The sequence below is a fragment of the Acinetobacter courvalinii genome (genome assembly GCF_014635545.1).
Taxonomy (GTDB): domain Bacteria; phylum Pseudomonadota; class Gammaproteobacteria; order Pseudomonadales; family Moraxellaceae; genus Acinetobacter; species Acinetobacter courvalinii.
Genome location: NZ_BMDA01000005.1, coordinates 1 through 12,993, shown reverse-complemented (window position 1 = coordinate 12,993; position 12,993 = coordinate 1). Strand labels below are relative to the sequence as shown.

Sequence of the window (12,993 nt, the reverse complement as noted above, 5' to 3'; positions counted from 1 at the left end):
GGGCTTAGTACTTGCCTTTTTTCTCGCCATAAGCAGAGCCGGCACTACCACCTAATGCGCCACCGACTGCAGCGCCTGAGTCACCACCCAATACCGCGCCACCAATCACAGCACCTAATCCAGCACCGATTGCGCTATTACGTGTATTTTTACTATTTGAACCTTTAGCATTGGCAGCAACACCTGCACCAATTGCAGCACCAAGACCAGCACCAAGGTTACCACCAACGTGCTTACCTACCGCACCACCTGCACCACCACCAATCGCAGCAGAACCGATACGTTTGCTTTCTGGGCTGGCATTTTGGCAACCGACAAACAAGGTGGTTGACATCAAACCTACACCAGCAATCATCATCATTTTTTTCATTCGAACATCTCCTCTCTCAGATGTGCATAGGATAGTATTGTTTAATGAACTGTTTACTTTGATTAAGTAATCAAATACTGATGCTGTAATGCGTTTTTGTAACAACTGCTTCATTTTTCCACAAAAAAAGGCACCCGAAGGTGCCTTTTTGATTGGTTAAGACTTAGAACTGGTCTGAGTTCAACGCTTGACTAAATGCTTGGTCAACTTCACTAAAGTCATTGTGAAGTTCAAATTCAGCAGCTTCTGCTTCTTGACGACGACGCTCTAGGTGATACGCAAGACCTGTACCCGCTGGGATCAAGCGACCCACAACAACGTTTTCTTTCAAGCCACGTAAATCATCTTCTTTACCTGTTACAGCCGCTTCAGTTAACACACGTGTGGTTTCCTGGAACGATGCAGCAGAGATGAACGAGTCAGTAGAAAGCGACGCTTTGGTAATACCCATCAATTGACGTTCAAACTTCGCAGGGAACTTGTTCTGAGCCAAGACAGCTTGGTTCTCTTGAACAACGCGGATGTAATCCACTTGTTCACCTTTGATGAAGCTTGTATCACCGCCATCAGTGATATCAACTTTACGCAACATTTGACGTACAACTACTTCAATGTGCTTATCGTTGATTTTTACACCTTGGAGACGGTAAACGTCTTGAACTTCGTTCACGATGTAGTTGGTTAATGCCACTTCGCCTTTCAAACGTAAGATGTCATGTGGGTTTTGTGGACCATCAGAAATGGTTTCACCACGGTTGACATGCTCACCTTCGAACACGTTAATAGTACGCCATTTTGGAATCAATTCTTCGTAAATCTCAGAACCATCATCCGGAGTAATCACTAAACGGTTCTTACCTTTAGTCTCTTTACCGAAGCTGACAACACCTGATACTTCTGCAAGGATCGCATGTTCTTTCGGCTTACGTGCTTCGAACAAGTCAGCTACACGCGGCAGACCACCGGTAATATCACGAGTACGTGAAGTTTCTTGTGGTACACGACCAATGACATCACCCACACCAATCGTTTCGCCATCACGGACAGTTACAATTGTGTTTTGTGGCAAGAAGTAGAACTGTTCGCCGCCATCGGTTGTATCCAACACGATTGCAGGACGTAAATCTTTACCAGAAGCAGGACGAGCTGTTACAGGCAAGATTTCAACAGTAGTCATACCCGTTGCATCATCAGTTTTCGATGTTGCAGTTACGCCATCAGCAATCTGGCTGAAACGCGCTTTACCAGCAACTTCTGTGACCAATGGATGTGTATGTGGATCCCAAGTCGCGACGATACCGCCAGCTTCTACAGCTTCGCCATCTTTCAACAAGATGCTTGCACCGTAAGGAAGCTTATAACGCTCGCGCTCACGACCTAAATCATCCGCAATACCAATTTCACCTGAACGTGAAACAGATACTTGGTGACCTTTGGCATGTTGTACAGTTTTCACGTTGTGGAAACGTACAGTACCTTTGTTACGTACTTGAACACTGTTTGCAGCAGAAGTTCGGCTCGCAGCACCACCCACGTGGAAGGTACGCATCGTTAACTGTGTACCTGGCTCACCAATTGACTGTGCAGCCATTACACCCACTGATTCACCTGGGTTCACCAAGTGACCGCGTGCAAGGTCACGACCATAACAACGCGCACATACACCGAAGGTAGATTCACAAGCGATAACTGAACGTACCTTAACTTCATCGACACCCGCTTCTTCAAGCTGAGCAGCAATTTTCTCGTCAATCAAGGTACCACGTGGAAGAACCACTTCATCATCAGATGCACGACGTACATCTTCAGCAGTTACACGACCCAATACGCGATCGCGTAATGGTTCAATAACGTCTCCACCTTGAATGAATGGTGTCATCACTAGGCCGCCAGCTGTACCACAGTCAGATTCAGTAATTACCAAATCTTGTGCTACGTCTACAAGACGACGTGTCAAGTAACCAGAGTTCGCAGTTTTCAATGCGGTATCGGCCAAACCTTTACGCGCACCGTGTGTCGAGATGAAGTACTGAAGTACCGTCAAACCTTCACGGAAGTTTGCTTTAATCGGGGTCTCAATGATCGAGCCATCCGGCTTCGCCATCAAACCACGCATACCAGCAAGCTGACGGATCTGCGCCGCACTACCACGGGCACCCGAGTCAGACATCATATAGATCGAGTTGAATGATTTCTGTTTCTCGTCTTCACCTTGTTTGTTTTTCACAAGGGTATAAGACAAGTTATCCATCATCGCTTTCGCAACCTGATCGTTTGTACGTGCCCAGATATCGACAACCTTGTTATAACGCTCACCTGCAGTTACGAAACCTTGCTCAAACTGTTGTTCGATTTCACGAACTTCAGTTTCCGCTTTATCGATAATCGTATGCTTGGTTGGTGGAATCAACATGTCTTCCATACCAACAGATACACCTGAACGCGTCGCTTGACGGAAGCCCAAATACATCAATTGGTCAGCGAAGATAACAGTATCTTTCAAACCAAGTTTACGGTAGCAAGAGTTGATTAACTTCGAGATGTTTTTCTTGGTCATCTCAAGGTTGATCGATTCGAAGCTTAAACCTTGTGGAACAACTTCCCATAACAAGCAACGACCAGGTGTTGTATCAACAATGATGGTTTGCTTTTCACGGTTACCGTTTTCATCAATCACAGTTTGGTGTACACGTACTTTTACACGCGCATGGATCGCAACTTTACCCGTTGCTAACGCACGGTTAACTTCGTGAGTATCCGCAAACACCATGCCTTCACCTTTGGCATTTACCGCATCACGTGTGATGTAGTAAAGACCCAAGACAACGTCCTGAGAAGGAACGATGATTGGCTCACCGTTTGCAGGTGACAAGATGTTGTTGGTAGACATCATCAACGCACGTGCTTCAAGCTGTGCTTCCAAGGTCAATGGAACGTGTACCGCCATTTGGTCACCATCGAAGTCGGCGTTAAACGCAGCACAGACGAGTGGGTGAAGACGGATTGCCTTACCTTCGATCAGGATAGGTTCAAATGCTTGAAGACCTAGACGGTGAAGAGTTGGCGCACGGTTCAACATCACTGGATGTTGACGAATTACAGAAGCTAGAACGTCCCAAACTTCCGGCGTCTCGCGCTCAACCATTTTCTTCGCAGCTTTAATGGTTGTTGCTTGGCCAGAGGCTTGTAGTTTCGCGAAAATGAATGGCTTGAACAATTCAAGTGCCATCTTCTTCGGAAGACCACATTGGTGAAGACGTAAAGTAGGACCTACGGTAATTACCGAACGGCCAGAATAGTCAACACGCTTACCGAGCAAGTTTTGACGGAAACGACCTTGTTTACCTTTGATCATGTCTGCCAAAGATTTCAATGGACGTTTGTTCGAACCTGTAATTGCACGACCACGACGACCGTTATCAAGCAACGCATCAACAGACTCTTGTAACATACGTTTTTCGTTACGTACGATGATGTCTGGCGCAGCAAGGTCAAGAAGACGCTTCAAACGGTTGTTACGGTTGATCACACGACGATATAAATCGTTCAAGTCTGAAGTCGCGAAACGACCACCTTCAAGTGGTACAAGCGGACGTAAGTCTGGTGGAAGTACAGGGAGTACATTCATCACCATCCATTCAGGCTTGTTGTTCGAATCTTTGAAAGCTTCCATCAATTTCAAACGCTTAGACGCTTTTTTAAGTTTCGTCTCAGAGGTTGTTTGTGGAATTTCTTCACGTAAACGTGCAATCTCGGCTTCAAGATCGATATCTTTTAATAAGTCCTGAACTGCTTCTGCACCCATTTTCGCAGTGAATTCATCACCGTGTTCTTCAAGGGCATTGTAGTATTCTTCGTCTGTTAAAAGTTGATACTTTTCAAACGGAGTCATACCAGGATCAGTAACCACATAAGATTCGAAATACAATACGCGCTCGATATCACGTAATGTCATATCAAGAAGTAAACCGATACGGCTCGGTAATGATTTCAAGAACCAGATGTGTGCAACTGGAGAAGCAAGCTCGATGTGACCCATACGTTCACGACGAACTTTAGCAGTTGTTACTTCAACGCCACATTTTTCACAAATGACGCCTTTGTATTTCATACGCTTGTATTTACCACACAAGCATTCGTAATCTTTTACTGGACCAAAGATTTTGGCACAGAACAAACCGTCACGTTCCGGTTTAAACGTACGGTAGTTAATGGTTTCAGGCTTTTTAACTTCACCGTGAGACCATGACTTAATCATCTCTGGTGACGCAAGACCAATACGGATACGGTCAAATTCAATAGGTGCATGACCTTCTGAATCCGTTTTCTTACGCATGATATCGAGCAAGTCTTTCAATTTTTTTCTCCGTGTGTCGGGGAGCTAGGCTCTCCCGACTGGGTCACAAATATTGTTTTTACTGAAATTTGGAATCTTCCCTATCCCCTCTTTAAGAAAGAGGGGAACTTCCCCCTTTAATAAAGGGGAATCGAGGGGGATTTAGTCACCATTTTTCAGTTCAATGTTGATACCTAAAGAACGGATCTCTTTGGTCAATACGTTGAACGATTCAGGCATACCCGGATCCATATAATGGTTACCATCTACAATATTCTTATAGATGCGTGTACGGCCTTCGACGTCATCCGACTTCACGGTAAGCATTTCTTGGAGGGTATATGCTGCACCGTATGCTTCAAGTGCCCATACTTCCATCTCACCGAAACGCTGACCACCGAATTGTGCTTTACCACCAAGCGGCTGTTGCGTTACAAGTGAGTAAGAACCAGTTGAACGCGCATGCATCTTGTCATCAACCAAGTGGTTCAATTTGAGCATGTACATGTAACCTACAGTTACAGGACGGTCAAACTGTTCACCGGTACGACCATCAAACAATACTGTTTGACCGGTACGTGAAATGTCTGCCAATTCAAGTAAGTCTTTGATCTGGCTTTCTTCAGCACCATCGAATACTGGAGTTGCCAATGGAACACCAGCGCGTAAGTTGCCTGAAAGCGCCAAGATTTCTGCGTCAGTCAAGCTATCCAGCTCTTCCTGCTCACCACCAACCTTGTTATAAATCTTGTCTAAGAATTCACGCAGTTCAATCACTGTACGTTGTTCTTTCAACATTTTTTCGATCTTATCGCCAAGACCTTTCGCCGCCATACCCAAGTGAGTCTCGAGAATCTGACCCACGTTCATACGTGACGGTACACCCAGTGGGTTCAATACGATGTCGACTGGTACACCATTGGCATCATGTGGCATGTCTTCAACCGGCAAGATGTTTGATACAACACCCTTGTTACCGTGACGACCCGCCATCTTATCACCAGGCTGGATACGACGTTTAACCGCAAGGTAAACCTTAACAACTTTCAATACACCCGTTGTTAATTCATCACCTGTAGAAAGTTTACGCTTCTTCTCGGCAAACTTCTCGTCAATCTCGTAGCTCTTCTCTTTCAAGAACACTTGAATCTGAGTTAAACGTTCAGCGATTGCTTCATCATTTGGCTGGATTTCAAGTAAATCAACTAGCTCTAAACCAGACAATATGTCTTCAGTCAGTTTATCGCCACGTTTAGTTGAACCACCACCGTTAGATTCTTGACCTTTCAACAAACGAACAATACGTTCACGTGCTGCTTCTTCGAAGATTTTGTATTCTTCTTTCAAGTCTTTACGGTATGCATCAAGCTGAGCTTTCTCAATTGCTTGAGCACGTTCATCTTTTTCCAAACCATCACGAGTGAAGACTTGAACGTCAATCACCGTACCTTTAGTGCCAGATGGAACGCGTAAAGAAGAGTCTTTAACGTCAGCTGCTTTTTCACCAAAGATTGCGCGAAGTAATTTTTCTTCAGGTGTTAACTGAGTCTCACCTTTAGGCGTTACCTTACCAACAAGGATGTCACCCGCAGTGACTTCAGCACCGATATAAACAATACCTGACTCATCCAGTTTAGACAGTGCAGCTTCACCGACGTTAGGAATATCGGCAGTAATTTCTTCTGCACCTAACTTGGTATCACGTGCTACACATGACAATTCCTGAATGTGAATCGAGGTTAAACGGTCTTCTTGAAGTACACGCTCAGAAAGTAAGATCGAGTCTTCATAGTTATAACCGTTCCACGTCATGAACGCGACGCGCATGTTTTGACCCAGCGCAAGTTCACCCATGTCAGTCGATGGACCATCAGCCAAGATATCACCACGAGCAACTTTGTCGCCCAGATTCACGATGACATTCTGGTTAATACAGGTGTTCTGGTTTGAACGTGTGTATTTGATCAGGTTATAGATATCTACACCTGCTTCACCCGCGATCATTTCATCTTCGTTGACACGAATAACGATACGAGATGCATCAACATATTCAATCGCACCACCACGGTTTGCGATCACACACACACCTGAGTCACGTGCTACGTTTGCTTCCATACCGGTACCAACAAGCGGCTTGTCAGCACGCAATGTAGGAACAGCCTGACGTTGCATGTTCGAACCCATTAATGCACGGTTCGCATCATCGTGTTCAAGGAATGGAATCAATGATGCTGCAACAGAAACAACCTGCTGTGCAGAAACGTCCATATGTGTGACGCGCTCAGGCGACATACGTACGAATTCACCTTGATGACGTACAGAAACCATTTCTTCAGTCAAGTTGCCATCTTTATCTACTGCAGAATCGGCCTGTGCAATGACAGTACCCACTTCTTCAATTGCAGATAAATATTCAACATCATCAGTTACACGACCATCTACAACTTTACGGTATGGTGTTTCCAAGAAACCGAAGTCATTCGCTTTTGCATAAACAGAAAGCGAGTTGATCAAACCAATGTTTGGACCTTCAGGCGTTTCAATTGGACATACACGGCCATAGTGAGTTTGATGTACGTCACGTACTTCGAAGCCCGCGCGTTCACGTGTCAAACCACCAGGACCAAGCGCAGATACACGACGTTTGTGTGTAATCTCAGACAATGGGTTGTTTTGGTCCATGAACTGAGATAACTGGCTTGAACCAAAGAATTCTTTGATTGCAGCAGCAACTGGTTTCGCGTTGATTAAATCTTGTGGAGACAAGTTATCTGTTTCTGCCTGGCTTAAACGCTCTTTAACAGCACGTTCAACACGAACTAGACCAACACGGAATTGGTTTTCAGTCATTTCACCAACAGAACGTACACGACGGTTACCCAAGTGGTCGATATCGTCGACTTCACCTTTACCGTTACGGATTTCTACCAATGTACGCAGTACATCAATGATATCTTCGTGCGATAAAATACCTTCAACTTCACGTGACTTCTGATCAGTACCCACTTCGTAAGGACGACCCAAACGACGGTTGAACTTCATACGACCCACTGGAGAAAGGTCATAACGCTCAGAAGAGAAGAACAGGTTGTTGAATAAGTTTTCAGCAGCTTCTTTCGTTGGCGGCTCGCCTGGACGCATGACTTTATAGATTTCAACCAGCGCTTCTTCACGGCCAGTTGTGGTATCTGCACGTAATGTATCTGCAACGAAAGGACCACGATCGATGTCATTGGTGAACAGGATGTTAAATTGTTTAACACCACCTTCAGCCAACTTCACCATTACTTCATGGCTAAGCACGGTATTCGCAGGAATTACATCACCACTTTTCAGGGTGATATCTTCAGCAGTAATACGCTCATATAAATATTCATCAGGTACAGAAAGCTTGGCTAAGTTCGCAGCTTCCATTTGACGTACGTGACGTGCATTAATACGTTTACCCTGTTCAACAATGGTTTTACCATCATTGTCCAAGATATCAAATTGCGCCATTTCACCGCGTAAACGATCTGGAACGAGGTCAATTTGATAGCTACCCATGTCAAGATAGACAGGTACTTTTTCGTAGAACAAATTCAGAATTTGTTCATTGGTATAATTCAAGGCACGTAGAATCACCGTTGCAAGCAACTTACGACGACGGTCAATACGTACGAATACTAAATCTTTTGCATCAAATTCAAAGTCTAACCATGAACCACGGTAAGGAATAATACGTGCTGAATACAACACTTTACCGCTTGAGTGGGTTTTACCCTTGTCATGGTCAAAGAATACGCCAGGTGAACGGTGTAATTGAGATACGATTACACGCTCAGTACCGTTAATAACGAATGTACCGTTATCGGTCATGAGTGGCATTTCACCCATGTAAACTTCTTGTTCACGAACGTCTTTAATTGATTTCGTTTCACGATCTTTAATGATCAAACGAATTTTTACGCGCATTGGTGCTGCATAAGTTGAACCACGTAAAATACATTCACGTACGTCAAACTCAGGCTTACCAAGACTATACTCAACAAATTCTAAAGCAGCATTGCCAGAATAACTTTCAATAGGAAAAACTGAACGAAATGCGGCTTGGAGACCGATATCTTCGCGATTTTTTGGTGTTTTACCGCCTTGTAAGAATGTACGGTACGAATCGACCTGAATCGAAAGTAAGTACGGTGCTTCCATTACGTGGGGCAATTTACCAAAATTCTTACGGATCCGTTTCTTTTCGGTATATGAGTATGCCATCTGGAGTCCTCGGAAAGTAAACTAAACCCGCCTGCAGAACGGGCTTAGAAGGAATTACGCAGGCCGATATGGCCACCACTGTTTACAAATGCTGCAATTTTTAGTGGTATTAAAACGCTTAACAATATTTTTATAAGCAAAAAAATATTGGTAAGCGTTTGATTTTATTGATTTTGCTCAAATAATACGCGGATTATACGCAAAACTAACAAAAAACGAGCCGATTATTGTAACGCAAAAAGGCTGATGACCCAAGAGCCATCAGCCAATTTTTGGAGCCGATTATCAAAAAACCGACTCCCTACAGAATTACTTAAGTGTAACTGTAGCACCAGCTTCTTCAAGCTTCTTCTTAAGTTCTTCGCCTTCTTCTTTAGAAACGCCTTCCTTAAGAACAGCTGGAGCGCCTTCAACCATATCTTTAGCTTCTTTAAGACCAAGACCAGTAGCTTCACGAACTGCTTTAATTACAGCAACTTTGTTAGCACCGAAAGAAGTCAACTCAACGTTGAATTCAGTTTGTTCTTCAGCAGCAGCGCCAGCGCCTGGAGCAGCAGCAACAGCTACAGCAGCAGCAGATACGTTAAATTTCTCTTCGAAAGCAGAGATTAATTCAACAAGTTCAAGAACTGTTTTTTCAGCAACTGCATTTAAGATTTCTTCGTTAGTTAAAGCCATGAGAGTAACTCCAAATGGATATTGAATGGTGTGAATGTAGATTTAAGCTTAAGCAGCTTCTGATCCGTTTTTCTCTTGAAGCGCTGTAAGTAAGCGACCCAATTTCGAAATCGGAGCTTGAAGAACAGAGGCAAGCATAGTAAGCGCTTTTTCTTGGTTCGGAAGGTTTGCGATAACGCTAACTTCTGCACCTTGATAAAGTTTGCCTTCAAATGCAGCAGCCTTTAATTCAAATGCTTTGTTAGTTTTAGCAAATTCTTCGAACAAGCGTGCAGCTGCACCCATGTCATCTTCAGAAGTTGAGAATGCTAAGATTGTTGGACCAACAAGGTCATCATTCAAGATCGCGAATGGCGTATCTTGAAGTGCACGTTTAGCCAAAGTATTACGTACAACACGTGTAGCAACACCTAGTTTACGAGCTTCAACACGAAGAGCAGTTAATTGCTCAACTGTTAAACCTTGGTAGTCAGCAACAACGGCAGCGAACGCAGTAGAAGCAACTTCAGTTACTTCAGCAACGATCTGTTTTTTGTCTTCGATAAGAAGAGCCATCGTAAAACCTCCTAACGGTGATTTATGTACTCTTGCGAGCACACTCCCAATTCGCAAGCCTTATTCAGACTCACACGCGGAGGAGGAACAAATCACACCACCGCGTCTACTCAGGCTGATAGATTAAGAAAAACATTCGAAAATATTTCTCGCCTGAGGTCTTTGACGCTGATAAATATTCATTTATCAATTCAAAGTTTGCTTAGATTTTCTCAAAGAGAAAACCTAAGGCTTTAAAATTCTTTCTAATTACTTAGATACGTTGCTTACGTCAACGATCAAACCAGGACCCATAGTTGAGCTCAAAGTGATCTTTTTAACGTATACACCTTTAGACGTTGCAGGTTTTAACTTTTTCAAGTCTGCAATTAAAGTTTCAACGTTTTGACGTACAGCTTCTTCGCTAAAGCCAAGTTGGCCGATCGCAGCGTGGATGATACCCGCTTTGTCTACACGGTAACGTGCTTGACCAGATTTAGCATTCTTAACCGCACCAGCAACATCAGGAGTTACTGTACCCACTTTCGGGTTTGGCATTAAGCCACGTGGACCAAGAATTGTACCCAACTTACCAACAACGCGCATTGCATCAGGAGCAGCAATCACTACGTCGAAATCAAGGTTTCCACCTTGAATGCTTTCAGCAAGGTCATCAAAACCAACGATATCAGCACCAGCAGCTTTCGCAGCTTCTGCAGCAGCACCTTGAGCAAATACAGCTACACGTACAGTTTTACCAGTACCTGCAGGTAAAGTCGTCGCGCCACGAACAACCTGATCAGATTTACGTGGATCTACGCCAAGGTTTACAGCGATATCTAAAGATTCTTTGAACTTCGCAGCTGGAAGGCTGTTAAGAACTTGTACTGCTTCTTCCAAAGTGTAAACTTTGTTTGCTTCTACAGCAGCAGCAATGGCTTTTTGACGTTTAGTTAACTTTGCCATGTCTTATAGCTCCACTTCCAAGCCCATAGAACGTGCAGAACCAGCGATGGTACGAACACGAGCGTCTAAATCAGCACCAGTTAAGTCTGGTTCTTTAGTAGTCGCGATTTCTTCTAACTGAGCACGAGTCAACTTACCAACTTTAGTTTTGTTCGGTACAGAAGAACCCTTTTGAATACCAGCAGCTTTCTTAAGAAGAATAGATGCAGGTGGAGTTTTCATGATGAAAGTGAACGACTTATCGTTGTACACAGTGATCACGACAGGAATTGGCAAACCAACTTCAAGTTTTTGTGTAGCAGCATTGAATTCTTTACAGAATGCCATGATGTTTACACCACGTTGACCTAAAGCAGGACCAATTGGTGGAGATGGATTCGCTTTACCAGCTGGAACTTGCAGCTTGATATAGCCGTCAATCTTCTTAGCCATTGAAAATTACCTCTGGGTACAGACGCCGCTAGGCTCCCCAAAAAATTAAACAACACCGAAGTGTTTGAACAACAATGCCCGATCAGATCGGGCGCTTATCAACCTAGACAGGTTAAATCGTTTTTTCGACTTGGCGAAACTCGAGTTCAACCTGAGTTGGTCGATTAAATACATTAATCGTCAACGTCAAACGTGACTTATCGTATTGAACTTCCTCCACGACTCCTTTAAAGTCAGTGAACGGACCGTCAACAACGAGCAATTCTTCACCTGGTTCAAACATCGTCTTAGGACGTGGTGCTTCACCAGTATTACGTACACGCGCAAGAATCGCATCAGCTTCACGTTGTGAAATAGGTGCCGGTTTTTCTGGTGTACCACCAATAAAACCAAGGACCTTTGGACACTCTTTAACGATGTGCCAAGTATCATCATTCATTTCCATTTCGACTAATACATAGCCTGGAAAGAATTTACGTTCAGACTTACGCTTCTTACCATCCTTCATTTCCACCACTTCTTCAGTAGGGACAAGGACTTCACCAAAGCTATCAGCAACAGTGCTGCGCTGGATTCGGTCATTAAGTGAACGCATCACTTGTTTTTCAAAACCTGAATAGGCATGAATAATATACCAACGTTTCATCGCACTCTTACCCGATAATTAACTTAATAAACCAACCTAACCCGTAATCGAAACACCATAAAACCAATGATGCAACCACTACAACCAAAAGCACCTGCCACGAAGTCGTGATCGTCTCTTGTTTTGTTGGCCAGGTCACTCGACGCAGTTCAATTCGCGCATCTTGCAACAAACGCACAAAGCCTTTGCCTTGATGGGTGGCGTATAATAAACCTAAAGCGACGACGATACAAGCCAAAATTACCCCAACGCGCACCCAAACATCATTTGCTGGCGCCCAATAGGCAGGTAAATGTTGATTTACCAATGCTGAACCGATCAATAAAACGATAGCAATCAACCACAAGACAACATCAAGTGGAGTACCAGCGCTTACAACTTCTGCAGCATTATTTCTTTGAGGGATTGGCGCGTCGCTTAATGCGTCACGCGATTTATCATTCGACATTTTTTTACTCGTCGTAGAATTCGCGACTTATTATATGACAACTCAGCCAGAATTAAGCTTTTTTATAAAAAAAAAGTGGCAGGCCAGGAGGGACTCGAACCCCCAACATTCGGTTTTGGAGACCGACGCTCTACCAATTGAACTACTAGCCTATTATGCAAATCGAAAGCCGAAGCTTCCGATTTGAGTGTAACACAGTATTGGGCTTATGCAGTTACTTTAGCAACAACACCAGCACCTACAGTACGACCACCTTCACGGATCGCAAAACGTAGACCTGGGTCCATTGCGATCGGGTGGATTAACTCTACTGACATTTCTACGTTGTCACC

10 protein-coding genes and 1 tRNA gene are annotated in these 12,993 nt (G+C 44.0%); all 11 read right to left on the bottom strand.

Annotated elements, in window-relative coordinates:
* Window positions 1-4: 4 nt before the first annotated feature.
* On the bottom strand, window positions 5-370 hold the full coding sequence (locus tag IEV39_RS15145) for a hypothetical protein (protein WP_004774021.1): 366 nt from the start codon (window positions 368-370) through the stop codon (window positions 5-7).
* A gap of 163 nt (window positions 371-533) precedes the next feature.
* A complete protein-coding gene (gene rpoC, locus IEV39_RS15140) occupies window positions 534-4,727 on the bottom strand; it encodes a DNA-directed RNA polymerase subunit beta' (protein WP_004774020.1) in 4,194 nt (1,397 codons plus the stop codon).
* Between the two features lie 141 nt (window positions 4,728-4,868).
* Complete coding sequence (gene rpoB / locus IEV39_RS15135) at window positions 4,869-8,957, bottom strand: DNA-directed RNA polymerase subunit beta (RefSeq protein WP_005280968.1); 4,089 nt, start codon at window positions 8,955-8,957, stop codon at window positions 4,869-4,871.
* Between the two features lie 309 nt (window positions 8,958-9,266).
* A complete protein-coding gene (gene rplL, locus IEV39_RS15130; protein ID WP_005280970.1) occupies window positions 9,267-9,635 on the bottom strand; it encodes a 50S ribosomal protein L7/L12 in 369 nt (122 codons plus the stop codon).
* A gap of 48 nt (window positions 9,636-9,683) precedes the next feature.
* Window positions 9,684-10,190, bottom strand: a complete 507-nt coding sequence (rplJ, locus tag IEV39_RS15125) for a 50S ribosomal protein L10 (RefSeq protein WP_005278447.1) — start codon at window positions 10,188-10,190, stop codon at window positions 9,684-9,686.
* A 249-nt stretch (window positions 10,191-10,439) separates the two neighbouring features.
* The gene (rplA, locus tag IEV39_RS15120) at window positions 10,440-11,135 is read right to left on the bottom strand and encodes a 50S ribosomal protein L1 (protein WP_005226393.1); all 696 of its coding nucleotides are present in this window, start codon (window positions 11,133-11,135) and stop codon (window positions 10,440-10,442) included.
* A 3-nt stretch (window positions 11,136-11,138) separates the two neighbouring features.
* Window positions 11,139-11,567 carry a 50S ribosomal protein L11 gene (gene rplK / locus IEV39_RS15115; protein ID WP_004637639.1) on the bottom strand — a complete coding sequence of 143 codons (429 nt, stop codon included), beginning with the start codon at window positions 11,565-11,567 and terminating at the stop codon, window positions 11,139-11,141.
* A gap of 112 nt (window positions 11,568-11,679) precedes the next feature.
* The gene (nusG, locus tag IEV39_RS15110) at window positions 11,680-12,213 is read right to left on the bottom strand and encodes a transcription termination/antitermination protein NusG (RefSeq protein ID WP_004774016.1); all 534 of its coding nucleotides are present in this window, start codon (window positions 12,211-12,213) and stop codon (window positions 11,680-11,682) included.
* 7 nt (window positions 12,214-12,220) lie between these two features.
* Window positions 12,221-12,661 carry a preprotein translocase subunit SecE gene (gene secE, locus IEV39_RS15105; RefSeq protein ID WP_005226391.1) on the bottom strand — a complete coding sequence of 147 codons (441 nt, stop codon included), beginning with the start codon at window positions 12,659-12,661 and terminating at the stop codon, window positions 12,221-12,223.
* 76 nt (window positions 12,662-12,737) lie between these two features.
* Window positions 12,738-12,813 (bottom strand) — tRNA-Trp (locus tag IEV39_RS15100).
* Window positions 12,814-12,867: 54 nt separating this feature from the next.
* A partial coding sequence (locus IEV39_RS15095) for an EF-Tu C-terminal domain-related protein (RefSeq protein ID WP_075192013.1) occupies window positions 12,868-12,993 on the bottom strand: 126 nt, incomplete at its 5' end.